The organism is Pantoea sp. SO10 (assembly GCF_005281435.1).
GTDB classification, from domain to species: Bacteria; Pseudomonadota; Gammaproteobacteria; order Enterobacterales; family Enterobacteriaceae; genus Pantoea; species Pantoea leporis.
This window is the reverse complement of record NZ_CP040095.1, coordinates 3,206,772-3,233,597: the sequence shown is the minus strand read 5'-3', so window position 1 is coordinate 3,233,597 and position 26,826 is coordinate 3,206,772. Positions and strand designations below refer to the sequence as shown.

25 protein-coding genes are annotated in these 26,826 nt (G+C 55.0%); 22 read left to right on the top strand and 3 right to left on the bottom strand.

Annotated elements, in window-relative coordinates; all coding sequences use genetic code 11:
- The first annotated feature begins 23 nt into the window (after positions 1-23).
- The 5 genes from relA to queE all read left to right on the top strand — a co-directional run bounded on the left by relA (position 24) and on the right by queE (position 7,233).
- Positions 24-2,255: a GTP diphosphokinase gene (relA, locus tag FCN45_RS15005; protein ID WP_101762592.1), complete on the top strand. Its 2,232-nt coding sequence runs from the start codon at positions 24-26 to the stop codon at positions 2,253-2,255.
- Positions 2,256-2,367: 112 nt separating this feature from the next.
- Complete coding sequence (gene mazG / locus FCN45_RS15000) at positions 2,368-3,159, top strand: nucleoside triphosphate pyrophosphohydrolase (protein ID WP_137386345.1); 792 nt, start codon at positions 2,368-2,370, stop codon at positions 3,157-3,159.
- A 241-nt stretch (positions 3,160-3,400) separates the two neighbouring features.
- On the top strand, positions 3,401-5,038 hold the full coding sequence (gene pyrG / locus FCN45_RS14995) for a glutamine hydrolyzing CTP synthase (RefSeq protein WP_007891723.1): 1,638 nt from the start codon (positions 3,401-3,403) through the stop codon (positions 5,036-5,038).
- 75 nt (positions 5,039-5,113) lie between these two features.
- A complete protein-coding gene (gene eno, locus FCN45_RS14990) occupies positions 5,114-6,412 on the top strand; it encodes a phosphopyruvate hydratase (protein ID WP_101762594.1) in 1,299 nt (432 codons plus the stop codon).
- Between the two features lie 149 nt (positions 6,413-6,561).
- The gene (gene queE, locus FCN45_RS14985) at positions 6,562-7,233 is read left to right on the top strand and encodes a 7-carboxy-7-deazaguanine synthase QueE (protein WP_110868307.1); all 672 of its coding nucleotides are present in this window, start codon (positions 6,562-6,564) and stop codon (positions 7,231-7,233) included.
- Positions 7,234-7,287: 54 nt separating this feature from the next.
- On the opposite strand, the gene queD is transcribed toward queE, so the two are convergent.
- A complete protein-coding gene (gene queD / locus FCN45_RS14980; protein ID WP_167391191.1) occupies positions 7,288-7,647 on the bottom strand; it encodes a 6-carboxytetrahydropterin synthase QueD in 360 nt (119 codons plus the stop codon).
- A gap of 297 nt (positions 7,648-7,944) precedes the next feature.
- Here queD and cysJ point away from each other — a divergent pair, with 297 nt between their 5' ends.
- The 3 genes from cysJ to FCN45_RS14965 are packed head-to-tail and all read left to right on the top strand — an operon-like array spanning position 7,945 to position 12,202.
- Entirely contained in the window at positions 7,945-9,747 is a 1,803-nt protein-coding gene (gene cysJ / locus FCN45_RS14975; protein ID WP_137386344.1) for an NADPH-dependent assimilatory sulfite reductase flavoprotein subunit, read from the top strand.
- Positions 9,747-11,471: an assimilatory sulfite reductase (NADPH) hemoprotein subunit gene (gene cysI, locus FCN45_RS14970; RefSeq protein WP_101762597.1), complete on the top strand. Its 1,725-nt coding sequence runs from the start codon at positions 9,747-9,749 to the stop codon at positions 11,469-11,471. Before cysJ ends, cysI begins: the two co-directional genes overlap by 1 nt.
- Complete coding sequence (locus tag FCN45_RS14965) at positions 11,468-12,202, top strand: phosphoadenylyl-sulfate reductase (RefSeq protein ID WP_101762598.1); 735 nt, start codon at positions 11,468-11,470, stop codon at positions 12,200-12,202. Before cysI ends, FCN45_RS14965 begins: the two co-directional genes overlap by 4 nt.
- Before the next feature lie 194 nt (positions 12,203-12,396).
- On the opposite strand, the gene FCN45_RS14955 is transcribed toward FCN45_RS14965, so the two are convergent.
- Together FCN45_RS14955 and FCN45_RS14950 are read right to left on the bottom strand one after the other, a co-directional pair.
- Positions 12,397-12,681, bottom strand: a complete 285-nt coding sequence (locus FCN45_RS14955) for a YciI family protein (RefSeq protein ID WP_137386343.1) — start codon at positions 12,679-12,681, stop codon at positions 12,397-12,399.
- A gap of 9 nt (positions 12,682-12,690) precedes the next feature.
- Entirely contained in the window at positions 12,691-13,716 is a 1,026-nt protein-coding gene (locus tag FCN45_RS14950) for an aminopeptidase (RefSeq protein ID WP_137386342.1), read from the bottom strand.
- Between the two features lie 248 nt (positions 13,717-13,964).
- Here FCN45_RS14950 and cysG point away from each other — a divergent pair, with 248 nt between their 5' ends.
- The 14 genes from cysG (at position 13,965) to FCN45_RS14880 (ending at position 26,823) form a co-directional block, all read left to right on the top strand.
- Complete coding sequence (cysG, locus tag FCN45_RS14945; protein ID WP_137386341.1) at positions 13,965-15,380, top strand: siroheme synthase CysG; 1,416 nt, start codon at positions 13,965-13,967, stop codon at positions 15,378-15,380.
- Positions 15,381-15,389: 9 nt separating this feature from the next.
- The gene (gene cysD, locus FCN45_RS14940; protein WP_007893231.1) at positions 15,390-16,298 is read left to right on the top strand and encodes a sulfate adenylyltransferase subunit CysD; all 909 of its coding nucleotides are present in this window, start codon (positions 15,390-15,392) and stop codon (positions 16,296-16,298) included.
- A gap of 10 nt (positions 16,299-16,308) precedes the next feature.
- Positions 16,309-17,736, top strand: coding sequence for a sulfate adenylyltransferase subunit CysN (gene cysN / locus FCN45_RS14935; protein ID WP_137386340.1), 1,428 nt, complete (start codon positions 16,309-16,311; stop codon positions 17,734-17,736).
- A complete protein-coding gene (gene cysC / locus FCN45_RS14930) occupies positions 17,736-18,341 on the top strand; it encodes an adenylyl-sulfate kinase (RefSeq protein ID WP_008104549.1) in 606 nt (201 codons plus the stop codon). Before cysN ends, cysC begins: the two co-directional genes overlap by 1 nt.
- A gap of 55 nt (positions 18,342-18,396) precedes the next feature.
- A complete protein-coding gene (locus FCN45_RS14925; RefSeq protein ID WP_101762603.1) occupies positions 18,397-18,717 on the top strand; it encodes a DUF3561 family protein in 321 nt (106 codons plus the stop codon).
- Between the two features lie 171 nt (positions 18,718-18,888).
- Complete coding sequence (gene ftsB / locus FCN45_RS14920; RefSeq protein ID WP_101762604.1) at positions 18,889-19,206, top strand: cell division protein FtsB; 318 nt, start codon at positions 18,889-18,891, stop codon at positions 19,204-19,206.
- A 3-nt stretch (positions 19,207-19,209) separates the two neighbouring features.
- On the top strand, positions 19,210-19,926 hold the full coding sequence (gene ispD / locus FCN45_RS14915; protein WP_137386339.1) for a 2-C-methyl-D-erythritol 4-phosphate cytidylyltransferase: 717 nt from the start codon (positions 19,210-19,212) through the stop codon (positions 19,924-19,926).
- Positions 19,926-20,408 (top strand): 2-C-methyl-D-erythritol 2,4-cyclodiphosphate synthase, encoded by a 483-nt coding sequence (ispF, locus tag FCN45_RS14910; protein WP_007893245.1) that lies wholly within the window; start codon positions 19,926-19,928, stop codon positions 20,406-20,408. Before ispD ends, ispF begins: the two co-directional genes overlap by 1 nt.
- Positions 20,405-21,448 carry a tRNA pseudouridine(13) synthase TruD gene (gene truD, locus FCN45_RS14905; protein ID WP_110868316.1) on the top strand — a complete coding sequence of 348 codons (1,044 nt, stop codon included), beginning with the start codon at positions 20,405-20,407 and terminating at the stop codon, positions 21,446-21,448. Before ispF ends, truD begins: the two co-directional genes overlap by 4 nt.
- A complete protein-coding gene (surE, locus tag FCN45_RS14900; RefSeq protein WP_137386338.1) occupies positions 21,429-22,190 on the top strand; it encodes a 5'/3'-nucleotidase SurE in 762 nt (253 codons plus the stop codon). Before truD ends, surE begins: the two co-directional genes overlap by 20 nt.
- Complete coding sequence (locus tag FCN45_RS14895; RefSeq protein WP_008104533.1) at positions 22,184-22,810, top strand: protein-L-isoaspartate(D-aspartate) O-methyltransferase; 627 nt, start codon at positions 22,184-22,186, stop codon at positions 22,808-22,810. Before surE ends, FCN45_RS14895 begins: the two co-directional genes overlap by 7 nt.
- Before the next feature lie 166 nt (positions 22,811-22,976).
- Complete coding sequence (gene nlpD / locus FCN45_RS14890; protein ID WP_210421264.1) at positions 22,977-24,098, top strand: murein hydrolase activator NlpD; 1,122 nt, start codon at positions 22,977-22,979, stop codon at positions 24,096-24,098.
- A 48-nt stretch (positions 24,099-24,146) separates the two neighbouring features.
- Positions 24,147-25,145: an RNA polymerase sigma factor RpoS gene (rpoS, locus tag FCN45_RS14885; RefSeq protein ID WP_007893257.1), complete on the top strand. Its 999-nt coding sequence runs from the start codon at positions 24,147-24,149 to the stop codon at positions 25,143-25,145.
- Positions 25,146-25,602: 457 nt separating this feature from the next.
- Positions 25,603-26,823: an MFS transporter gene (locus tag FCN45_RS14880; protein WP_246862530.1), complete on the top strand. Its 1,221-nt coding sequence runs from the start codon at positions 25,603-25,605 to the stop codon at positions 26,821-26,823.
- The last annotated feature ends 3 nt before the right edge of the window (positions 26,824-26,826 follow it).

Sequence of the window (26,826 nt, the reverse complement as noted above, 5' to 3'; positions counted from 1 at the left end):
ACATCGCTGTGGCAGGAGAGGATATGGTTGCGGTTAGAAGTGCGCATTTAAATACGGCGGGCGAATTTGCCCTCGACCAGTGGATCGCCAGTTTGAGTATCAACAATCCGCAATCCTGTCAGCGACTGGCGGATGCGTGGCGCTACTGTGAAGCCGAAACGCACAACCATCCTGATCAAGCTCTGCTGCTGTGGCGCGGTATTGAGATGGTGGAAATTCTCACCATGCTCAGCATGGACATTGACAGCCTGCGCGCGGCGCTGCTGTTCCCGCTCGCCAACGCCGATGTGGTGAGCGAAGAGGATCTCGAAAAAGCCTTTGGCAAAGAGATTGTGATGTTGGTGCACGGCGTGCGCGACATGGATGCTATTCGCCAGCTGAAAGCGATTCACAACGATTCGATGGCCTCCGAGCAGGTGGATAACGTGCGCCGCATGCTGCTGGCGATGGTGGAAGATTTCCGCTGCGTGGTCATCAAGCTGGCAGAACGTATCGCCCATCTGCGTGAAATGAAAGACGCGCCAGAAGATGAGCGCGTGCTCGCGGCGAAAGAGAGCACCAATATCTACGCGCCGCTGGCCAACCGCTTGGGTATCGGCCAGCTCAAATGGGAGCTGGAAGATTACTGCTTCCGCTATCTGCATCCCGATGAATACAAACGCATTGCTAAGCTGCTGCATGAACGCCGTATTGACCGCGAAGGCTATATTGAAAGCTTCGTTGCCAATCTGCGCGCCGAGATGCAGAAAGAGGGCGTGCGTGCTGAAGTGTATGGCCGTCCGAAACACATCTACAGCATCTGGCGCAAGATGCAGAAGAAGTCGTTAGCGTTCGATGAGCTGTTTGACGTGCGCGCGGTGCGTATCGTGGCGGAACGGCTGCAGGATTGCTACGGCGCGCTTGGTACGGTGCATACGCTGTTTCGCCATCTGCCGAGTGAGTTTGACGACTACGTTGCCAATCCCAAGCCTAACGGCTATCAATCGATTCATACCGTGGTGCTGGGTCCGCAGGGCAAAACGGTGGAAATCCAGATTCGTACGCGCCAGATGCATGAAGATGCCGAGCTGGGCGTCGCCGCACACTGGAAGTACAAAGAAGGTCCAACCTCCAGCAACGCGCGCGGCGCGGCAGGACATGAAGGGCGCATCGCCTGGCTGCGTAAGCTGATTAGCTGGCAGGAAGAGATGGCTGATTCCGGCGAGATGCTGGAAGAGGTGCGCAGCCAGGTATTCGACGACCGCGTGTATGTGTTTACCCCGAAAGGTGACGTGGTCGATCTGCCGGCGGGATCAACGCCGCTCGACTTCGCCTACCATATTCACAGCGATATCGGCCACCGCTGCATTGGCGCCAAAATCAGCGGGCGCATCGTGCCGTTTACCTATCAGTTGCAGATGGGCGATCAGATTGAAGTGATCACCCAGAAGCAGCCAAACCCAAGCCGCGACTGGCTGAACCCGAACCTCGGCTATATCACCACCAGCCGCGGACGCTCGAAAATTCACGCCTGGTTCCGCAAACAGGATCGTGACAAAAATATCATTGCTGGCCGTCAGATCCTCGAAAGCGAGCTAAATCAGATGGATATCAGCATGCGCGAAGCGGAAAAACTGCTGCTGCCGCGCTATAACGTCAGTTCGCAGGATGAGCTGCTGGCGATGATTGGCGGCGGCGATATTCGCCTCAATCAGATGGTGAATTTCCTGCAGGGCAAGCTCAACAAGCCGAGCGCCGAAGAGGAAGATCGCGAGGCGCTGCGCCTGCTGACGCAGAAGTCACATGCGCCGTCCGCGCGCAAAGAGAGCGGTCGCGTGGTGGTGGAAGGCGTGGGCAATCTGCTGCACCACATCGCCCGCTGCTGCCAGCCGATTCCTGGCGACGATATCGTGGGCTTCATCACTCAGGGGCGCGGCATTTCGATTCACCGCGCCGACTGCGACCAGTTAACCGAGCTGATTTCGCACGCACCGGAACGTATCGTTGATGCGGTGTGGGGCGAGGATTACTCCAGCGGTTATTCGCTGGTGGTACGCGTTACCGCCAACGATCGCAGCGGCCTGCTACGCGATATCACCACCATTCTGGCAAACGAGAAGGTCAATGTGCTCGGCGTCTCCAGCCGCAGTGACACCAAAAAGCAGCTGGCAACCATTGATATGGATATTGAGATCTATAACCAGCAAGTGCTTGGCCGCGTGCTGGCACGTCTCAATCAGGTGCCGGATATTATCGACGCGCGCCGTTTGCATTAGTAAGTGCTGGCTGTTCCCCCATCCCGGCCTTCCCCCGTTCACGGGGGAAGGAGACGCTGCCATATGCGACATCGGTGCAGTCTCTCCCCAAATTTTCCCAAAGGATCCTTTCATGACGCCCTTAAATCGCCTGCTCACCATCATGCAAACCTTGCGCGACCCGGAGCGCGGTTGCCCGTGGGATCGTCAGCAAACCTTCGCCTCGATCGCGCCCTACACGCTGGAAGAAACCTACGAAGTGATCGATGCCATCCAGCGTGAAGATTTTGCCGATCTACGCGGTGAACTTGGCGATCTGCTGTTTCAGGTGGTGTTCTACGCGCAGATGGCCGATGAGCAGCAGCGCTTTAATTTCGATGACATCTGCAACGCCATCAGCGACAAACTTGAGCGCCGTCATCCGCACATTTTTAGCGATGTTCAGGCTGCAACCAGCGAAGAAGTGCTGAAAAACTGGGAAGCCATCAAGCACAGCGAACGCGCAGAAAAATCGCAGCACTCGGCGCTGGACGACATTCCTAAAGCGCTGCCGGCATTGATGCGCGCGCACAAAATTCAGAAGCGTTGCAGCTCGGTGGGCTTCGACTGGAACAATCTCGGCCCGGTGCTGGATAAAGTGCATGAAGAGATCGATGAAGTGATGCACGAAGCGCAGCAAGCGGTGGTGGATAACGCCAGGCTGGAAGAGGAAATCGGTGATTTGCTGTTCGCGACCGTCAATTTGTCGCGCCATTTAGGCAGCAAAGCGGAAGTCGCGTTGCAAAAAGCCAACGATAAATTTGAGCGCCGCTTCCGTGAAGTTGAAGCCATCATCGCCTCACAAGGGTTAGCCATGAGCGATGCGACCCTGGATCAAATGGAAGCCGCCTGGCAGCAGGTGAAAGTGAGCGAGAACAAACAGTAAGCGAATCTGGCGATTATTCCAGCGCTGCGCATAAATTCGCCGCTTGAGCTTACTCGATTCAGCCTTGCGTCGACTTTGTGACGTACATCAACATTTCGCACCATGCTATCCGCTATGTTACCGGCTTACCTGTGGAGGATGATGGTGTGATTCATCAATTGTGGCTTAAGACGACTTCAAGTATACTATTTTCCCGTCTTGGTTATTCCACCGTCTTTAAACCTAAACTCTCAGGTTCAGCATGACAACGAATTATATTTTTGTGACCGGCGGGGTCGTTTCCTCTCTGGGCAAAGGCATTGCCGCAGCCTCCCTCGCAGCCATCCTTGAAGCACGTGGTCTGAATGTGACCATCATGAAACTCGATCCGTACATCAACGTCGATCCGGGTACCATGAGCCCAACGCAGCACGGTGAAGTATTTGTTACCGATGATGGGGCCGAAACCGATCTGGATTTAGGTCACTACGAGCGCTTCATCCGCACTAAAATGTCGCGCCGTAACAACTTTACTACCGGTCGTATCTACTCAGAAGTGCTGCGCAAAGAGCGTCGCGGTGACTATCTGGGCGCCACGATTCAGGTTATTCCACACATCACCAACGCCATCAAAGAACGCATTATTGAAGGCGGCGAAGGTCATGACGTGGTTCTGGTCGAGATCGGCGGTACCGTGGGTGATATCGAATCTCTGCCGTTCCTCGAAGCGATTCGCCAGATGGCGGTCGATGTCGGTCGTGAACACACCATGTACATGCACCTGACGCTGGTGCCGTATATGGCGGCCGCAGGCGAAGTGAAAACCAAGCCAACCCAGCATTCAGTAAAAGAGCTGCTGTCGATCGGGATTCAGCCAGACGTGCTGATCTGCCGTTCTGACCGCGCGGTGCCGGCGAACGAACGCGCTAAAATCGCGCTGTTCTGTAACGTGCCAGAAAAAGCGGTTATTTCCCTGAAAGATGTGGATTCCATTTACAAGATTCCAGGCATGCTGAAATCGCAAGGTCTGGATGATTACATCTGCAAGCGTTTCAATCTGAACGCGCCGGAAGCGAACCTGGCCGAATGGGAACAGGTTATTTACGAAGAAGCCAATCCGGGCGGCGAAGTGACCATCGGTATGGTCGGCAAATATGTCGAACTGCCGGATGCGTACAAGTCAGTGATTGAGGCCTTGAAACACGGTGGCCTGAAAAATCGCGTTACCGTGAATATCAAATTGATCGACTCGCAGGATGTTGAAACGCGCGGTGTCGAATTACTGAAAGATCTGGATGCTATTCTGATCCCTGGCGGCTTCGGCTACCGCGGTGTGGAAGGCAAAATGATGACGGCGCAATACGCCCGTGAGAACAACGTGCCTTACCTGGGAATTTGCCTGGGCATGCAGGTTGCGCTGATGGAATTTGCCCGCAACGTTGCCGGTATGGAAGGCGCGAACTCTACGGAATTTGTGCCAGACTGTAAGTATCCGGTGGTTGCGCTTATCACCGAATGGCGTGACGAAGAGGGCAACGTTGAACAGCGTACTGAGCAGAGCGATCTGGGCGGCACCATGCGTCTGGGCAGCCAGCAGTGCCAGTTGACGCCGGAAAGCAAAGTGCGTCAGTTGTACGGTTCTGAAATCATTACCGAACGCCACCGTCATCGTTACGAAGTAAACAATATGTTGCTGAAGCCGATTGAAGCGGCGGGTCTGCATATTGCCGGTCGTTCTGGCGACGATCAGCTGGTTGAGATCATTGAGATCCCGAACCACCCGTGGTTTGTTGCCTGTCAGTTCCATCCGGAATTCACGTCGACCCCACGCGATGGTCATCCGCTGTTTGCTGGCTTTGTGAAAGCCGCGCAGGAACACCAGAAGCGTTTAGCGAAGTAAGTTTCACGAACAACGCGCGAACTTTTCGCGCGTTGTTTGTCTTAGGATTGACTAACTTGTACTGAGGAAAATCGAATGTCCAAAATCGTAAAAGTCATCGGTCGCGAAATCATCGACTCCCGTGGCAACCCAACTGTAGAAGCAGAAGTGCATCTGGAAGGCGGTTTCGTTGGTCTGGCTGCTGCGCCATCAGGTGCATCAACCGGTTCTCGCGAAGCTCTGGAGCTGCGTGACGGTGACAAATCTCGTTTCCTGGGCAAAGGCGTAACCAAAGCGGTTGCGGCTGTTAACGGTCCAATCGCTAACGCGGTAACCGGTAAAGATGCCAAAGACCAGGCGAACATCGATAAGATCATGATCGAGCTGGACGGTACTGAGAACAAATCTAACTTCGGTGCTAACGCCATTCTGGCGGTTTCACTGGCTGCTGCTAAAGCTGCTGCTGCCTCTAAAGGCCTGCCGCTATACGCACACATCGCTGAACTGAACGGCACCCCAGGCAAATACTCTATGCCGCTGCCAATGATGAACATCATCAACGGTGGTGAGCACGCCGACAACAACGTCGACATCCAGGAATTCATGATTCAGCCGGTTGGCGCGCCAACCCTGAAAGAAGCGATTCGCATGGGTTCTGAAGTCTTCCATCACCTGGCAAAAGTGCTGAAGTCTAAAGGCATGAGCACTGCAGTTGGTGACGAAGGTGGCTACGCGCCAAACCTGGGTTCTAACGCCGAAGCGCTGGCTGTTATCGCTGAAGCGGTAAAAGCAGCAGGCTACGAACTGGGCAAAGACATCACCCTGGCGATGGACTGCGCAGCATCTGAATTCTACAAAGACGGCAAATATGTGCTGGCTGGCGAAGGCAACAAAGCCTTCTCTTCAGAAGAGTTCACCCACTTCCTGGAAGACCTGACCAAACAGTACCCAATCGTTTCTATCGAAGACGGTCTGGATGAATCTGACTGGACTGGTTTCGCCTACCAGACCAAAGTGCTGGGCGACAAAATCCAGCTGGTGGGTGACGATCTGTTCGTAACCAACACCAAGATCCTGAAAGAAGGTATCGATAAAGGCATCGCTAACTCCATCCTGATCAAATTCAACCAGATCGGTTCACTGACCGAAACTCTGGCTGCAATCAAGATGGCGAAAGATGCGGGTTATACCGCGGTGATTTCACACCGTTCAGGTGAAACCGAAGATGCAACCATCGCTGACCTGGCGGTAGGTACGGCGGCTGGCCAGATCAAAACCGGTTCTATGAGCCGTTCTGACCGTGTTGCTAAGTACAACCAGCTGATTCGTATCGAAGAAGCGCTGGGCAGCAAAGCACCGTTCAACGGTCTGAAAGAAGTTAAAGGCCAGGCGTAATCGCCTGAGTATGCTGCCTGCGGGCAGCATCGTCTGAATGAAGCCCCGCCTTGTGCGGGGCTTTTGCTTTTATTTGGCACGAAGCAGCTGTGACCTGGCGCATAAGATCTGCCATAATCTGCGCCTCAAATTTTAGACGTGAGTAAATAATGTTCTACCCGATTAACGAAATGTTCCAGACGCTGCAGGGCGAAGGTTTTTACACCGGTGTTCCGGCGCTGTTCATCCGCTTACAAGGATGTCCGGTGGGCTGTAGCTGGTGTGATACCAAACATACCTGGGAAAAGCGGGCGGATCGGGAGACCTCGCTGGGTGATATTCTGGTCAAAACCGTGGAAAGCGATGCGTGGGGCAGCGCCGATGCGGCCATGTTGATCGACACCATCCAACGTCAGGGCTGGACCGCACGTCATGTGGTGATCACCGGCGGCGAACCGGCGATTTTTGATCTGCGCCCTTTGACGGAACAATTAGAAGCGGCGGGTTTTGCCTGCCAGATCGAAACCAGCGGCACGCACGACGTGCAGTGTTCCGACGCAACATGGGTGACGGTTTCACCCAAGGTGAACATGCGCGGTGGCTATGATGTTTTGCCGCAGGCACTGCAGCGTGCAGATGAGATTAAACATCCGGTGGCGCGTGAGCGTGATGTGGAAGCGTTAGATGCGTTGCTGGCAGGATTACACGACGATAAAAAGCGCATTGTGGCACTGCAACCGATCAGCCGTGGTGATGCGGCAACGAAGCTCTGTATTGAAACCTGTATCGCCCGCAACTGGCGGCTTTCGATGCAGACGCACAAATACCTGAATATTGCCTGAGTTCTAAGGTCGCCATGCATGGCGACCTCACTCACGGTTACGGCTTCACTGACCTCAACCGCGATAAACGCAGCCGGCGGTGCAGGTCTCTTTAATCATTACCGCACTCAATTCCGGCAGAATCGGCTTCATCTGATCCCAAATCCATTTCGCCAGCACTTCACTGGTAGGATTCTCCAGACCCGGAATGTCATTCAGATAGTGATGATCGAGGCGTTCATACAGCGGCTTAAACTTCGCCTTCAGTTCGGCAAAATCCATCACCCAACCGGTATGCGCATCCACTTCGCCGGTAATTTCTAATCGCACCAGGAATGAATGGCCGTGCAAACGCCCACATTTATGGCCTTCCGGCACGTGAGGTAAGCGGTGGGCAGATTCAAACTGGAACTCTTTAAATAACGTGGTAGACATAATGGCTCTCAGACTTAAAAACCGCTGAAGTCTACCTGAATTGCAGATTTTTCGCACCCGCTGGCAAAGAAAAGGGCATTTTGCGCCATGCCGACAGCAAAACGCCTAATTAACTCATTGAATCATATCGCCTTCATTTACCACTTTTGCTGGTTAACATTACCCGAAAAACCACTTAGTCATTTTGGTTATTTAATATGTCGAAGGCGTATTTAATCGTTAATATACAGCCCGGTAACCTACGCACTCTTTCGCAACATATTGATCCGGACTTCTGACACTGGAATTTTTAACGTAATGACGACTCAGGCACCAGGTTCACTGCTTCCGTTATCACCGGAGCAACTCGCGCGTTTACAGGCGGCGACCACGGATTTCAACACCACTCAGATGGCCTGGCTCTCCGGCTATTTCTGGGGCATGGTCAATCAGACGCCGGGTGCGGCTGCCGCGCCAGCGCCTGTGCAGGCAGAAACCCCGATCATCACGCTGATCTCCGCCTCGCAGACCGGTAACGCGCGTCGCCTGGCTGAGCAACTGCGTGATGACCTGCTGGCTGCCAAGCTGAGCGTCAATCTGGTTAACGCCGGCGATTATAAATTCAAGCAGATCGGTCAGGAAAAGCTGCTAGTGGTGGTGACTTCCACGCAAGGCGAGGGCGAGCCGCCGGAAGAAGCGGTGGCGCTGCATAAATTCCTGCTGTCGAAGAAAGCGCCGAAGTTTGCAGGCACAGCGTTTGCGGTATTCGGTCTCGGCGATACCTCTTATGAGTTTTTCAGCAAAGCCGGTAAAGACTTTGATGAACGTCTGGCTGAGCTGGGTGCAGAACGTCTGCTGGATCGTGTGGATGCCGATGTTGAATACAAAGAGCAGGCGAACGCCTGGCGTCAGCAGATCACCGAGATTCTGAAAGCGCGTGTGCCGAGCGAATCGCCAGCACAGGCCGCCATCACCGCGGCGGGCAGCGTTAACCTGGTCGACAGCAGCCCGTACACCAAAGAAGAGCCGCTGGTGGCCAGCCTGGCGGCCAACCAGAAGATCACCGGACGCGATTCGGATAAAGATGTGCGTCACATTGAGATCGACCTTGGCGATTCTGGCCTGCGCTACCAGCCGGGCGACGCACTCGGCGTGTGGTTTGAAAACGATGACGAGCTGGTGCAGGAACTGCTGCAGCTGGTGTGGCTGAAAGGTGACGAGCAGGTTGAGGTGCAGGGCAAAACCCTGCCGCTAGCCGAAGCGCTGAAAACCCATTTCGAACTGACGGTTAACACGCCACAAATCGTTGAACAGTATGCGGCGCTATCCCGCAATGATGCGCTGTTGGCGCTGGCCGGTGACAAGCCGAAGCTGCAGAGTTATGCGCAGAGCTTCCCGATTGTCGATATGGTGCGTCAGGCACCGACCGAACTGAATGCCGAACAATTAACCGGCCTGCTGCGTCCGCTGACGCCGCGCCTCTACTCCATCGCCTCATCGCAGGCGGAGAACGAAACCGAAGTGCACATCACCGTGGGTGCGGTGCGCTTTGAAATCGACGGTCGCCAGCGCGGCGGCGGCGCCTCAACCTGGTTAGCGGATCGTATCGAAGAGGATGGCGAAATTCGCGTCTTCATCGAGCACAACGATAACTTCCGTTTACCGGCTAACCCGGAAACGTCAGTGATCATGATTGGTCCGGGCACCGGCATCGCGCCGTTCCGCGCCTTTATGCAGCAGCGCGATAACGATGGCGCAGGCGGTAAAAACTGGCTTTTCTTCGGTAACCCGCATTTCACCGATGATTTCCTCTATCAGGTGGAGTGGCAGAAGTATGTCAAAGATGGCCTGCTGACCCATATTGATCTGGCATGGTCGCGCGATCAGGCCGAGAAGGTTTACGTACAAGATAAAATCCGCGCCAAAGGTGCGGAGGTGTGGAGCTGGTTACAGGAAGGCGCACACCTTTACGTCTGCGGCGACGCCAATCGTATGGCGAAAGACGTTGAGCAGGCATTACTGGATGTGGTGGTCGAACACGGCGGCATGGATCGTGAAACGGCTGACGAATTTTTAAGTGAGCTGCGCATTGAGCGCCGTTATCAGCGAGACGTTTACTAATGAGCGAAAAACATCCTGGACCGCTGGTCGTTGAAGGCAAGCTGGTCGACGCTGAGCGTCTGAAAAAACAGAGCAACTACCTGCGCGGCACCATCCTCGACGATCTCGACGATGGCCTGACCGGCGGCTTCACTGGCGACAACTTCCTGCTGATCCGTTTCCACGGTATGTACCAGCAGGATGACCGCGACATTCGTGCCGAGCGTGTAGCGCAGAAACTCGAACCGCGTCACGCCATGATGCTGCGTTGCCGTCTGCCGGGCGGCATCATCACGCCAACGCAGTGGCTGGCGATTGATAAATTCGCCACCGATAAAACCATTTATGGCAGCATCCGGTTGACCAACCGCCAAACCTTCCAGTTTCACGGCATTCTGAAGAAGAACGTCAAGCCGACGCACCAGATGCTGCACGAAGTCGGGCTGGATGCGCTGGCGACCGCCAACGACGTGAACCGTAACGTGCTGTGCACCTCGAATCCGGTGGAATCAGAGCTGCATCAGGAAGCGTACGAGTGGGCGAAAAAGCTGTCAGAGCATCTGCTGCCGCAAACCCGCGCTTACGCGGAAATCTGGTGGGACAAAGAGAAGGTCGCCACCACCGATAAAGAGCCGATTCTTGGCGAAACCTATCTGCCGCGTAAATTCAAAACCACGGTGGTGGTGCCGCCGCATAACGATGTCGATCTGCACGCCAATGACCTGAACTTCATCGCCATCGCCGAGCAGGGCAAGCTGATTGGCTTTAACCTGCTGGTGGGCGGTGGCTTGTCGATTGATCACGGCAACAAAGCAACGTATGCGCGCACCGCAAGCGAATTCGGCTTTCTGCCGGTCGAGAAGATCCTCGACGTGGCGGCTGCGGTGGTCACCACGCAGCGCGACTGGGGGAATCGTACCGATCGTAAAAATGCCAAGACCAAATACACGCTGGAACGCGTCGGTGTTGAAACCTTCAAAGCGGAAGTGGAAAAGCGTGCCGGTCTGACCTTCGAACCGATTCGTCCGTATGCGTTCACCTCGCGCGGCGATCGCGTTGGCTGGGTGAAAGGCATCGATGAGAAATGGCACCTGACGCTGTTCATTGAGAACGGCCGTCTGCTGGATTATCCTGGCCGTCCGCTGAAGCGCGGCATCGCCGAAATTGCCAAAATCCATCAGGGCGATTTCCGTCTGACGGCTAACCAGAACCTGATTGTGGCTGGCGTGCCGGAGAAGCAAAAAGCGCAGATCGAAGCCATCGCCCGTGAACACGGATTGATGGAAGCGGTCACGCCGCAGCGTGAGAACTCGATGGCGTGTGTGGCGTTCCCGACCTGTCCGCTGGCGATGGCCGAAGCCGAGCGCTTCCTGCCGTCGTTCGTGACCAAAGTGGAAGAGATCATGCATAAGCATGGTGTCGGCGAAGAGCACATAGTGTTACGCGTTACCGGTTGCCCAAATGGTTGTGGCCGTGCTTTGCTGGCGGAGTTAGGTCTGGTGGGCAAAGCGCCGGGCCGTTACAACTTACACATTGGCGGCAACCGTGAAGGTACGCGCATTCCACGCATGTACCGCGAGAACATCAACGAAGGTGAAATCCTCGCCAGCATTGATGAGCTGGTGGCGCGCTGGGCAACCGAGCGTCAGGCCAACGAAGGCTTCGGCGACTTCGTGATTCGCACCGGCATCATTAAAGCCGTGGTTGATCCCGCCCGTGATTTCTGGGACTCGGAGGCAGTATGACGGTACTCGATCTCGCAGCACTGAATGGTTCATCAAAAGTTGACCGCATCATGGCGCTGGCGGAAAGCAATGTGCAGCTGGAGAAACTCTCCGCTGAACAACGCGTGGGCTGGGCATTAGAACAGCTGCCGGGCGCATTTGTGCTGTCATCCAGCTTCGGTATTCAGGCGGCGGTTTTGCTGCATATGGTGACGCAGCAGAAGCCGGACATTCCGGTGATCCTGACCGATACCGGTTATCTGTTCCCGGAAACTTACCGCTTTATTGATGAGCTGACCGACAAGCTCAATCTCAACCTGCAAATCTTCCGTGCGGAAACTTCAGCGGCATGGCAGGAAGCGCGTTACGGCAAACTGTGGGAGCAGGGCGTCGAAGGGATTGAGCAGTATAACCAGATCAATAAAGTGGAACCGATGAACCGCGCGCTGGAAACGCTGGGCGCGCAAACCTGGTTTGCTGGCCTGCGCCGCGATCAGTCTGGCAGTCGCGCCAGTTTGCCGGTGCTGGCGGTGCAGCGCGGCGTGTTCAAGATTTTGCCGATCATTGATTGGGATAACCGTCAGGTGCATCAGTATCTGACCCAACACGGATTGAAATACCATCCGCTGTGGGATGAAGGTTATCTGTCAGTGGGCGATACGCATACCACCAAAAAGTGGGAACCGGGCATGGCAGAGGAAGAGACACGCTTCTTCGGCCTGAAGCGCGAGTGCGGGTTGCATGAAGGTTGATTGGTAGGTGCTCGTTGTCCCCCATCCTTGGTTTGTGCTCGCTTTCCCCCTCCTCGGTCCTCCCCCATGAATGGGGGAGGAAGATGCTGCCACATGTGAGTGTTGAAGTTGCATGTGGCAGCGTCTCCTTCCCCCGCAAGCGGGGGAAGGCCGGGATGGGGGACAGCCAGCACAATCTGGGACTGCCAGCACAATCAAACCCCCTGCAACCCCGCAAACTCTTCCGCCGCACGCGTCACATTCACTTTCGTCACTTCATAATGCGCCACCGCCACAAACGGATCTTCCGCCAGGATGGTATCTAATCGCGCACGATCAATATCCTTCACCAACAGCACGCCGCCGGTGCGTGGATCTTTGCGTCCCGCCGCAATAAACACGCCGTTAGCGAAATAGCGATCCAGCCAGCTAATGTGCGGTTCCAGTAACGCTTCCACTTCTTCTACCGGACGAAAATAGTCTAGATAAACCACGTACATAGGGAATCCTCAGGTTGTCGGATTAGCAAGCTCGGTCAGCAGCGGCAACAGAATCTTTACGCTGTCATGCGTGCGCTGGGTGATGCGGCCAGGCAGCCAGTGATCGAGGTAGTTGAGATTATCGCGCTCGGTTTGATGGCGCACATTGCCTTCCGGGAAGTGGCTGGAATGCGCGCGCTGCTGCTGCCCATCTTTGTTGCCCAGCGTCCAGTTGGCGGCGGTGACATCCATCAGTGGCATGCCGGCTTTGTCGAACGGATTGACGCCGGGATAATCGCGTGCGGTCATCGCGTGGCTGGCGGCGGAGATACCGTAACGGTGCGCCAGCTGCACGGCACGCGCGCTGGTCTGTTTGCGCACTGCCGCTGGCGTATTGATGCCGCTGTTAAAGTAGAGATGATCGCCGACAATCAGGCTATTCAGATCGATCACCAGCAGCGTGTTCTTCTTCTCCTGCGCGCTCATGCGCGCCAGATAATCATCCATGCCGTGCAAACCCGCTTCACCGGCGCTCAGCGCCACAAAGCGCACGCCGTAGTGCAGCGGCGTTTTGCTTAGCGCCTGCGCCAGCTCCAGCATCACGCCAAGCCCGGAGGCATTGTCATCCACGCCCTGCAAACGCAGGCCGCCGAGATTGTTATCGGCTTCGTGGCGGCTGAGCGGCGTCCAGGTATCCAGATGCGTAACGATCAGGATCTCCTGCGGCACTTCACCGGCCCGCGCGGCAATCACCGACGTGGCCGTAACTTTGTGGGTGCGGCTCTCGCCCTTTTTCTCCAGCCAGCTATAGCTGGTTTTAAACTGGCGGGTATTACTCTGATATCCCAACTGGCTGAACTGCTGCTGCAGATAATCGGCAGTCAGCAACTCGGCGGGACTGCCGCTCATGCGGCCGGGGAAATAAGTGGCGATATGGCGTAACTGCTGTTCGGCAAAATGCCCCGGCGCGGTGGAAGTGCTCGCAGCCTGAACAAAGAAAGGCAAACCGCCCGCGAGCAGTGCAGCCAGCACAGTGCGGCGGAGAGTGGCAAACATAGTTAGCGTCCTTTTCTGACATCCGGTCATGCTAAAAAAATTCCGAGATAGTATGAAACTGTGATGACGCTTGCACAATTTGATTTGCTCCGAAACACCAGCAATATCATTTGTTAAGCACAAAATGTTATCAGCAATCCTGGGTCGTTATTCCATTCGGTAACTACTCATTCCAATTCGTAATTTCATCTGTCCGAAGGGCGGGACGTATAGTCGCGTTAACTTATTGTAAAACTAGCAAGGTTAACGTGGATTATCTGCCTCTCTTTGCCGATCTTAAAAGCCGTCCGGTGCTGGTTGTCGGCGGTGGCGAAATCGCTGCGCGCAAAATAGAACTGCTGCGGCGTGCCGGTGCGCGCGTGCTGGTCGCCGCGCGCGAACTCGGTCATGAGCTGCAGGCGCTGCTGGAAATTGAGGCGATTGAATGGATCGCCCACCGCTTCGATCCGGCACAGCTGGATGGCGTGTTCCTCGTGATTGCCGCTACCGATGACAACGCGCTTAACGCGCAGGTGTTCGATGCCGCCAATGCGCGCCACAAGCTGGTGAACGTGGTGGACGATCAGCCGAAGTGCAGCTTTATCTTCCCGTCGATTGTCGATCGTTCACCGTTGGTGGTGGCGATCTCCTCCAGCGGCACCGCGCCGGTGTTGGCGCGTTTGCTGCGTGAAAAAATTGAAGCGTTACTGCCGGCCAATCTCGGACAGATGGCGGAAGTGGCTGGGCAGTGGCGCGACAAAGTGAAGCAGCGCTATCACCGCATGTCTGACCGCCGTCGCTTCTGGGAGCGCGCCTTTAACGGTTTGTTCGCCAGCCAGATGGCGGCGGGTAACGTCCATGAAGCGCGGCGCACGCTGGATCACGAACTGGAAAACGATAGCGACAATCAGGGCGAAATTACGCTGGTGGGCGCCGGTCCGGGCGACAGCGGTTTGCTGACGCTGCGTGGCTTGCAGGTGATGCAGCTGGCCGATGTGGTGCTGTATGACCATCTGGTCAGCGACGAAGTGCTTGAGCTGGTGCGGCGCGATGCCGACCGCATCTGCGTCGGTAAACGCGCCGGTGCGCATTCGGTGCCGCAGGAAGAGACCAATCAGATGCTGGTGACGTTGGCGCAACAGGGTAAACGCGTGGTGCGCCTGAAAGGCGGCGATCCGTTTATTTTTGGCCGCGGTGGCGAAGAGCTGCAGGCGGCGCAGGCCGCGGGCATACCGTTCCAGGTGGTGCCGGGCATCACCGCTGCAGCAGGCGCAACCGCCTATGCCGGTATTCCACTGACCCATCGCGACCACGCGCAGAGCGTGCTGTTTATTACCGGTCACTGTCGCGCGGATGGCGACGGCATTGATTGGCCGTCTTTGGCGCGCGCACGTCAAACCTTAGCGATTTATATGGGCACGGTGAAAGCGGCGGAAATCGCTGCCGGTCTTATCGAACATGGCCGCGCCGCCTCCACGCCGGTGGCGGTGATTGGGCGCGGCACGCGTCAGGATCAGCAGGTGCTGACCGGCACATTGGATCAACTGGAGGCGCTGGCTGCGGCCGCGCCCACGCCAGCACTGTTAGTGATTGGCGAAGTCGTAAATTTGCACGGGCAATTGGCCTGGTTCCAACATTCGGCACAGCAGGGGGCTCGCGAGTCCGCCGTTGTCAATTTGGCTTGAGGAAAAATTATGGACCAAAATCGACTTACTCATCTGCGCCAGCTGGAGGCAGAGAGTATCCATATCATCCGCGAGGTGGCGGCCGAGTTCAGCAATCCGGTGATGATGTACTCCATCGGTAAAGACTCCTCGGTAATGCTGCATCTGGCGCGTAAAGCCTTCTATCCGGGCACGCTGCCGTTTCCGCTGCTGCATGTTGATACTGGCTGGAAATTCCGTGAAATGTACGAGTTCCGCGATCGCACCGTGAAAGCGATGGGCGCGGAGTTGCTGGTGCATCGCAACCCGGAAGGCGTGGCGATGGGCATCAACCCATTCGTGCACGGCAGCGCCAAGCACACCGACATCATGAAAACCGAAGGCCTGAAGCAGGCGCTGAACAAATACGGTTTTGATGCGGCATTTGGCGGCGCACGTCGTGATGAAGAGAAGTCGCGCGCGAAAGAGCGTATCTACTCCTTCCGCGATCGCTTCCACCGCTGGGACCCGAAAAACCAGCGTCCTGAGCTGTGGCACAACTATAACGGCCAGATCAACAAAGGCGAAAGCATCCGCGTGTTTCCGCTCTCCAACTGGACCGAGCTGGATATCTGGCAGTACATCTTCCTCGAGAATATCGAGATCGTGCCGCTCTACCTCGCCGCGCCGCGTCCGGTGCTGGAGCGTGATGGCATGCTGATGATGATCGATGACGACCGTATCGATCTGCAGCCAGGTGAAGTGATCAAACAGCGCATGGTGCGTTTCCGCACGCTCGGCTGCTGGCCGCTGACCGGCGCGGTGGAATCAGAGGCGCAGACGCTGCCGGAAATTATTGAAGAGATGCTGGTCTCCACCACCAGTGAACGCCAGGGACGCGTGATTGACCGCGACCAGGCCGGTTCGATGGAAATGAAGAAACGTCAGGGTTATTTCTAAGGAGACGCAGATGAATACCGTTATTGCACAACAGATTGCCGATCAGGGCGGCGTGGAAGCCTGGCTGACCGCGCAACAACATAAAAGCCTGCTGCGTTTCCTGACCTGCGGTAGCGTCGACGACGGCAAAAGTACGCTGATTGGTCGCCTGCTGCACGACACGCGTCAAATTTATGAAGACCAGCTCTCCTCGCTGCACAACGACAGCAAACGTCACGGGACGCAGGGTGAGAAGCTGGATCTCGCGTTACTGGTTGATGGCTTGCAGGCCGAGCGCGAGCAGGGCATCACCATTGATGTGGCGTATCGCTATTTCTCCACTGAGAAGCGCAAATTTATTATTGCCGACACGCCAGGACACGAGCAGTACACCCGCAACATGGCGACCGGTGCATCGACCTGCGATTTGGCGATCCTGCTGATCGATGCGCGTAAAGGCGTGCTGGATCAGACGCGTCGTCACAGCTTTATCTCCACGCTGCTGGGCATTAAGCATCTGGTGGTCGCCATCAACAAGATGGATCTGGTGGAGTACAAGCAAGAGACCTTTGAGCAGATCAAACAGGATTACCTCGATTTCGCCGCGCAGCTGCCGGAAGACCTTGATATTCGCTTTGTGCCGATGTCGGCGCTGGAAGGCGATAACGTGGCAACGCCCAGCGTCACCATGCCGTGGTACAGCGGCCCAACGCTGCTCGACGTATTAGAAACCGTTGAATTGAACCGCGTGGTGGATCATCAGCCAATGCGTTTCCCGGTGCAGTATGTCAACCGTCCTAACCTCGATTTCCGTGGTTATGCCGGTACGCTGGCTTCGGGCGTGGTCAACGTCGGTCAGCGCGTGAAAGTGCTGCCATCGGGCGTGGAATCGACCATCTCGCGCATCGTCACCTTCGATGGCGACCTGCCTGAAGCGGGTGCCGGTGAAGCGATTACGCTGGTGCTGAAAGATGAGATCGACATCAGTCGTGGCGATCTGCTGGTGGATGCGGAAGCCGAGCTGCAAGCGGTGCAATCCGCCACCATTGACGTAGTGTGGATGGCGGAACAACCGCTGCAGCCGGGCCAAAGTTACGAAGTGAAGATCGCCGGTAAGAAAACCCGCGCGCGCGTCGAGAAAGTGATCCATCAGGTGGAGATCAACTCGCTAGAGAAGCGCACCGTGGACAGTCTGCCGCTTAACGGCATTGGCCTGGTCGAACTGACTTTTGACGAACCGATGGTGCTGGACGCGTATCGCCAGAATCCGGTGACTGGCGGCATGATCTTTATCGATCGTCTGAGCAACGTGACGATGGGCGCGGGCATGATCAATCAGCCGCTGACCGATGTGCGTACGCAAGCGGGCCAGTTCAGCGATTTCGAGCTGGAGCTGAACGCGCTGGTGCGTCGTCACTTCCCACACTGGAACGCGCGCGATCTGCTGGGTGGCAAGTAATGGCGCAACACGATGAAAACGTGGTGTGGCACGATCATCCGGTAACGCGCGAGGAGCGCGAACAGCAGCACGGCCATCAAGGCGTGGTGCTGTGGTTCACCGGGCTTTCCGGATCCGGGAAATCCACCGTGGCCGGCGCTCTGGAGCAGGCGCTGCATCGGGCCGGTGTGAACACCTATCTGCTGGATGGCGACAATGTGCGTCACGGTTTGTGCCGTGACCTCGGCTTCAGCGATGACGATCGTAAAGAGAACATTCGTCGTGTCGGCGAAGTGGCGAAACTGATGGTCGATGCCGGTTTAGTAGTGCTGACCGCATTTATCTCGCCGCATCGCGCGGAACGCAATATGGTGCGCGATCTGCTGGCTGAAGGGCAGTTTATCGAAGTGTTTGTCGATACGCCGTTGGCCGTGTGCGAAGCGCGCGATCCCAAAGGTTTGTACAAAAAAGCCCGTGCCGGTGAGCTGCGTAATTTCACCGGCATCGATAGCGTTTACGAGGCGCCAGACGCCCCGGAAATCCACCTTGATGGCGAACAATTGGTTACAAAACTCGCCGGCCAATTGTTAGACCTGCTGCGTCACCGCGATATCATCAGATCCTGAACCGACAGCGGCAAATCCCTTTGGGTTTGCCGCGCTTAGCGTCAACAGGATCTCTATGCAGAACGTAACGCCCATGCTAGCCCGTAAAGATGAACGCACCCCGGATGAGTCTCGCTCATCACTGCCGGGCGGCGTGTTTGGCTTTCTCTCGTACTGGTGCGCACTGGCGATTCCGTTCATGCTCTACGGCTCCAACACGCTGTTCTTCTTCCTCTACACCTGGCCATTCTTCCTCGCTCTGCTGCCGGTTTCGGTACTGATTGGTATCGTGCTCAGCCTGATGATCCGCACTCACTTATTCTGGAGCGGGATCGCCACGGCGATTGTGGTGGTGTGCTTGTTCTGGCTGCTGTTCTCATTTCTCTCCGGTTGGTAACGCCCAGCTGATGTGCAAACGCATCGGCAGGTTACAAAACTTTACCTGCCGTCTCGCCTCCTACTCTGGCATTATTTGCACGGCTAAACGCCCGTGCGCGGCATTTTCGCCACCACAGTGGAGTCCAGCGTCAAGTTATGGGATGATTGGGCCGTTTTTCAGGGGGCGGGGATGGGAAAACTGACGTTACTGCTACTCGTGCTGCTGGGATGGCTTCAATATTCTCTGTGGCTGGGTAAGAACGGTATTCATGACTATACGCGCGTCAACGAAGACGTCGCGACACAACAGGCGAATAACGCCAAGCTTAAAGCGCGTAACGATCAGCTATTCGCCGAAATTGACGATCTCAATGGCGGCTCTGAAGCGATCGAAGAACGCGCACGTAATGAACTGGGCATGATTAAGCCCGGTGAGACTTTCTATCGTCTGGTGCCAGACCAGAACAAACGTAACGCGCAACAAGCTGCGCAAAATCAACAACGATAAGCCATGAACAAGCGCCCGATCCTTGCGGATGTGATTGCCGTGGTGCCCGCCGCAGGTGTGGGCAGCCGAATGCAGGCTGCCTGCCCAAAACAGTATCTGACCATTGGTCAATTCACCCTTCTTGAACACAGCGTCGCACGTCTGCTGGCACATCCTGCGGTAAAACAGGTGATTGTGCCGGTCAGCAATGATGATGGCTGGTTCGATTCACTGCCGCTGGCGCAGGATTCCCGTATTCTCCGCGTGACCGGTGGCGACACGCGCGCCGAATCGGTGCTGGCGGGCTTAAACGCCATTCACCACAGCGAATGGGTGCTGGTGCATGACGCTGCGCGTCCTTGCCTGCATCCGGACGATTTAGCACGCCTGCTGGCGGTACGTGAGTACAGCAAGGTTGGCGGAATTCTGGCGGCGCCGGTGCGCGACACCATGAAGCGCGCCGAACCGGGCAAAACCGCCATCGCCCACACCGTTGAACGCGAAGATTTATGGCACGCGTTAACGCCGCAATTTTTCCCGCATCAACTACTCACCGCTTGCCTGACGCGCGCACTCCATGAAGGCGCTACCATTACCGATGAAGCGTCGGCGCTGGAGTATTGCGGTTATCACCCGGAATTGGTGAGTGGACGCAGCGACAATATTAAGGTGACGCGGCCAGAAGATCTGGCGCTGGCGGCCTTCTATCTTACCCAGATTCAGTTACAGGAGAGCGCATGATGCGTATCGGTCACGGTTTTGACGTTCACGCTTTTGGCGGCGAAGGTCCGTTAGTGATTGGCGGGGTGCGTATTCCCTTCGAACACGGTTTTATTGCCCATTCTGATGGTGATGTGGCGCTGCATGCGTTGACGGATGCCTTGCTCGGCGCGGTGGCGATGGGCGATATCGGCAAGTTGTTCCCGGATACCGATCCGGCGTTTAAAGGCGCTGACAGCCGCGGTTTGCTGCGCGAAGCCTGGCGTCGGATTCAGCTGAAAGGCTATCGCATCGGTAACGTCGATGTGACCATCATTGCGCAGGCACCGAAAATGTTGCCGCATGTGCCGCAGATGCGCGTCAATATCGCCGAAGATCTCGGTTGCCATATGGATGACGTCAACGTCAAAGCCACCACCACCGAAAAGCTAGGCTTTACCGGGCGTGGCGAAGGCATTGCCTGTGAAGCGGTTGCGCTGCTGATAAAGGCCGATCGGGCATGAGTGAACTGCATTACCTGCACGGCGTGCCGACTGCCACCGGCGTCATCAAAGCCAATCCCGAAGATTTCGTGGTGATTGAAGATCTTGGCTATCCCTATGATGGCGAAGGTGAACAGCTGTTGGTGCGCATCCGTAAAATTGGCTGCAATACGCGCTTTGTCGCTGAAGCCATCGCCAAATTTCTCGGCGTGCCGGTGCGCGACCTTAGCTATGCCGGCATGAAAGATCGTCATGCAGTCACCGAGCAAACGCTCTGTTTCCGCGTACCGGGCAATGGCATGCCGAATCTGGCCGGATTCCAGCTGGAAGGCGTTGAAATCCTGCAGGTAATTCGCCACAAACGCAAACTGCGTACCGGCGCGCTGGCGGGCAATGCGTTCCGCTTAGTGGTGCGTCAGATCTCCGATCGCCGTGAAGTCGACGCACGTTTACAACAGATTCAACAGCGCGGCGTGCCGAACTACTTTGGTGAGCAGCGCTTTGGTCGTGGCGGCAACAACCTGACGCAGGCGAAACAGTGGGCGAAAGAGACATTCCGTCCGCGCGATCGCAATATGAAAGGTTTGCTGTTGTCAGCGACCCGCAGCCATCTGTTTAATCAGGTAACCAGCGCACGTTTGCAGCGTGATGGCGCACTGGATGTGGTGCAGGTGGGCGATGCGGTACAGCTGGCCGGTCGCGGCAGCTGGTTCGTGGCGCAGGCGGAAGAGTTGCCTGACGTGCAGCAGCGCATCGATAATCATCAACTGCGTATCACTGCGCCGCTGCCGGGTCGCGGTGATGCGGGTCCGCAAGGCGACGCGCTGCTTTTTGAGCAGCAGAGCCTGGCAGGCGCAGAAGAATTGATTACACTGCTTGAGCGCGAGCGGGTTGATGCCGCGCGTCGAGCAATGCTGGTGGTGCCAAAGGATCTGCGCTGGGAATGGTGGGACGATGTGACGCTGGAGATGCAGTTCTGGCTGCCCGCCGGCAGTTTTGCCACCAGCGTGGTGCGTGAGCTTCTCCAACAAGAAGGTAACGATGCGGATATTGCTGAGTAACGATGATGGAATTCATGCGCCAGGTATTCAGACGCTGGCGCGTGCTTTACGTGAGTTTGCCGAGGTGCAGGTTGTCGCGCCCGATCGCAATCGTAGCGGCGCATCAAACTCGCTCACGCTGGAGACGCCGCTGCGTACCTTTACACATGAAAACGGCGATATCGCGGTGCAGATGGGCACGCCGACCGACTGCGTGTTCCTCGGCGTGAACAAGCTGATGCAGCCGCGTCCCGATATCGTAGTGTCCGGCATCAACACCGGTCCAAACCTTGGCGACGATGTGATTTACTCCGGTACCGTCGCTGCGGCAATGGAAGGGCGCCATCTTGGCTTGCCTGCGCTCGCTGTTTCACTCAATGGACATCAGCATTACGACACCGCCGCATCCATCACTTGTACGCTGTTACGTGCGCTGTCGCGCGCTCCGCTGCGTACCGGCCGTATTCTTAATATCAACGTGCCTGATTTGCCGTTAGCGGAGATCAAAGGTTTCCGCGTGACCCGCTGCGGCAGCCGCCATCCCGCCGATCAGGTTATCTGCACCGAAGACCCGCGCGGCCAGCCGCTTTACTGGATTGGCCCGCCGGGGCAAAAGCTGGATGCAGGCCCGGATACCGATTTCGCTGCGGTGGATGCGGGCTACGTTTCGTTGACCGCGCTGCATGTGGATTTGACCGCGCATGCTGCACAAGAAGTATTAAGTGACTGGCTGACCCAGGCAGAGGTAAAACTCGCATGGTGAATCGCCGCATCGAAACGCTTTTGGAGCAGCTGCGCGCGCAGGGCATTCATGATGAACACCTGCTGAAAGCCATTGCCGATGTGCCTCGTGAGCGTTTTATCGATGAGGCGTTTGAGCATAAAGCGTGGGAAAACGTTGCGCTGCCGATTGGCAACGGCCAAACCATCTCTCAGCCTTACATGGTGGCGCGCATGACCGCCTTGTTAGAGCTCACGCCGGAATCGCGCGTGCTGGAAATCGGCACCGGTTCTGGCTATCAGACCGCGATTCTGGCGCATCTGGTTAATCATGTTTATTCCGTCGAACGCATCAAGGGCTTGCAGTGGCAGGCTAAGCGTCGCCTCAAGCAACTCGATCTGCATAATATCTCTACCCGACATGGCGATGGCTGGCAGGGCTGGGCGACGCGTGGTCCGTTTGATGCCATTATCGTGACCGCCGCACCGCCTGAAATTCCGACTTTGCTGATAGCGCAATTAGGTGACGGCGGCAAAATGGTGCTGCCGGTTGGCGAGGATCAGCAGGTATTGAAGCGTTTGCGTCGTCAGGGCGATGAATTGATTGAAGAAATCATCGAACCCGTGCGCTTTGTGCCGTTGGTTCAGGGCGATCTGGCCTAGGACAGCATTACGCAATTCTTCACAACTGTTACATGGCACGGCACAGTTGATATTGTTACTATCCTTGTTTATCAATGCTAAAAACCGTTTTTAACGTTACGCGCAGTGGATAATGCGGTTAACGCCGTTACACATTTATATTCAGGGTTGCCATCACGGGGGATCAGTGAGCATGGGAAGCACAGCATTTCAATTACGCCGTTTGGCGGCACTTTCTTTGGTAGGTTTTTGGCTGGCGGGCTGTAGTTCTGGCGATAATACACAGGCACCCATTAGCCAGATTGGTGGTAATAATGGCGATAGCGGTATGGCTTCAGCCTCAGGCGGCGGCATGATCTCTTCACAAAATAGCGCTGTGCCCGCGATGCCACGTGGCGGAATGTTAAGCGGCGGCACACCATCGACACAACCGTCAGGTGGAATGGTAAGTGACAATAACAATGTGGCCACGGAAAATGGTCGCATTGTGTACAATCGCAATTATGGGAATATTCCTAAAGGTAGCTACGGTGGTGAAACTTATACCGTAAAACGTGGCGATACCCTGTTCTACATTGCCTGGATTACCGGCAACGATTTCCGCGATCTGGCACAGCGTAACAATATTGCAGCCCCGTATGGCTTGAACGCCGGGCAAACGCTGCAGGTTGGTAATGGTAACGGCCAGACCATTACCGGTGGAAACGCGATTACTGCCGCCGATGCAACGCAGGGCGGCGTGCCAGTTACACCGAGCCAGACGCAAATTAAATCCACCCCTGTTGCACAGCAACCTGTTATTACGTATTCTGATGATTCGGGTAATTCGTCGGGTAGCAAATTGCTGCCGTCGAAAGGAGCAAATAATGTGGCAACGACCACAGCTCCGGTTGTCGCACCACCTACAGTCAGCAGCACGACTAATAGCACAACTCCAGTGGGAAGCTGGCGTTGGCCGACTGATGGGAAGATCATCGATAACTTCTCCGCTGCGGAAGGCGGAAATAAAGGGGTCGATATCGCCGGTTCGCGTGGACAACCTGTTGTCGCCACAGCTTCGGGAAGAGTGGTGTACGCAGGCAACGCGCTCCGTGGGTACGGTAATTTAATCATCATCAAACACAATGATGACTACCTGAGCGCCTACGCCCATAACGACTCTATGCTGGTCCGGGAACAACAGGAAGTTAAGGCGGGGCAAAAAATCGCTACCATGGGTAGCACCGGTACCAGTTCAGTACGATTGCACTTTGAAATTCGTTACAAGGGGAAATCCGTAAACCCGTTGCGTTATTTACCGCAGCGATAATCCGGCAGAACCTTGGTTCTGCCCTTGGATCACGGGTAGGAGCCGCTAATGAACCAGAATACGCTGAAAGTTAACGATTTACATGAAGATGCGGAATTCGAGGAAAACAACGGAGCTGAGGTTTTTGATGAGAAGGCTCTCGTTGAGAACGAACCTGGTGATAACAACGACGTAGCGGAAGAAGAGCTGTTGTCACAGGGTGCGACGCAACGCGTTTTGGATGCGACGCAGCTTTACCTCGGAGAGATTGGTTATTCACCGCTGCTGACGGCAGAAGAAGAAGTCTTCTTTGCGCGCCGTGCACTGCGGGGTGACATTCCATCTCGCCGCCGCATGATTGAAAGTAACTTACGCTTGGTAGTAAAGATTGCCCGTCGTTATAGCAATCGTGGTCTGGCGCTGCTGGATCTGATTGAAGAGGGTAATCTCGGCTTGATTCGCGCCGTAGAGAAGTTTGACCCAGAACGTGGGTTCCGTTTCTCAACTTACGCCACGTGGTGGATTCGTCAGACAATTGAACGGGCGATTATGAATCAAACCCGTACCATCCGTCTGCCAATCCACATCGTTAAAGAGTTAAATGTTTACCTGCGTACCGCGCGTGAACTTTCGCACAAGCTTGATCATGAGCCAAGTGCTGAAGAGATTGCCGAGCAGCTAGACAAGCCTGTTGATGACGTGAGCCGTATGCTGCGTCTCAATGAGCGCATTACCTCGGTCGATACACCTTTGGGTGGCGATTCCGAAAAAGCGCTGCTGGATATCCTGGCCGATGAGAAAGACAACGGTCCGGAAGACACCACGCAAGACGATGATATGAAACAGAGCATCGTTAAGTGGTTGTTTGAACTGAATGCCAAGCAGCGTGAAGTGCTGGCGCGTCGTTTCGGCCTGTTAGGCTACGAAGCGGCAACGCTTGAAGATGTCGGTCGTGAAATCGGGTTGACCCGTGAACGCGTACGTCAGATTCAGGTGGAAGGACTGCGTCGTCTGCGTGAGATTCTGCAGACGCAAGGTTTGAACATCGAAGCACTGTTTCGTGAATAACAGAATACGTGGTTAATACAAGAAGCGGTGGTGAAAACCACCGCTTTTTTATTGGTTAAAATATACAGACAGCACTTGTTAATTCATCAAAGTAAAATCTTTTAACGCTATCACTTAAACCCTCACCTAAATAGATAAACGTAAATTAAATCCATTAGATGTTAATTAAACATCTAATAAATGCTCAGTTTATCTTGCTCTCATTTAGCAATTTGTAATGTTGCGCACGACTTTCTTTGCGATTTTGCCTTATTTCTTTTCTCCGTGTCACTCTGATAAAAGTTTTTAACACGGTGCTATGCCATTTTCTTGCTCGCTGTATCACCAGGATATTCAAGCAATGAATAACTAAAAGGGAGTGAGAAAAACAATGCGTGTGCAAAGCAGCAGTACAAAGTCACAATACTCCAGAGTGGTTTTCGGAATGCCAATATCTCTGCTATGGGGATATATTGCGATGGCCACCTTCATGACCGGCGATGGCATCGAATTGGCTCATCTCTCCCGATATCTCTACGATCTCGGCTATGGAGAAAAACAAGTTTCATTAGTTTTCACCGTCTATGCGTTAACGGCAGCAGTTTCAAGTTGGCTTTCCGGTGCCGTCAGTGAAATTTATGGTCCGAAGAAAATTATGCTCACCGGCGCTATTTGGTGGATGGTGTTACATGCCGTATTTGTTTATTTTGGCGTAAGTGAAAATAACTTTACCTGGATGTTGGTGAGTTATACGTTGCGCGGCTTCGCTTATCCGCTGTTTTTTTATGGATTCTATGTATTAGTGGTGCAGCGCACGCCTGAGCATCGACTTGCCTCCGCAACCGGCTGGATATGGTCGATGTTTACCATTGGTTATGGCATTACAGCTTCCTTCCTCTCCGGCCTTCTGGTGCCTGAAATTGGGTTCATTAATACGCTTTGGCTTTCACTGCTGTTTGCTGCGGTGGGCGGTGTGATTATATTGTTTACGGTTAAAACTCAGAGTGAACACAATCTAAATAGTAACGGCGTCAGTCGCAAAGAAAAATTGCGGGAAATATCGCGCGGAATAACCTTGATCTTCGAAGACCGCAGTATGTTCTTTGCGCTGATAACACGCATTTTATGTAATGTGGCATTATTTGGCCTGCCGGTATTTATGCCGATCTATTTCACCCGTGAATTAGGATTTTCTACTAAAGAGTGGGCGACTATCTGGGGCGTATTTTTCCTGGTTCAACCAATAACCAATGTGCTTTGGGGAATTATTGGCGATCGTATTGGCTGGATTTTTCAAATGCGCTGGTTTGGTTTCTTCGGATGCACGATTACCACTGCCGCTTTCTATTATTTACCCTCATTTTTCCCAGGTAATCTGGCATTAGCCATTGTCTGCGCGCTGTTATTAGCCTTAACGCTCACCTCCTTTGTGCCTATGGGGGCTATTTTCCCGATGCTGGCGCCGCAGCATAAAGGCGCTGCGGTTTCGGTGCAAAATCTGGGGGGTGGTTTCGGTAATCTAATTGGTCCGGCGGTTGCCGCACTAATGTTCGGCCTGTCATTTGAAATCAAGCACGTGATTATTACTTTCTCCGTTCTCTATTTTGCTGGCGGCGTCATGACATTCTTTATTCGTGATCCCCAACCAAAAATAGAGCGTAACGCTCCTTTCAAGACCACGGCCAGCGAATTCAAATAAATA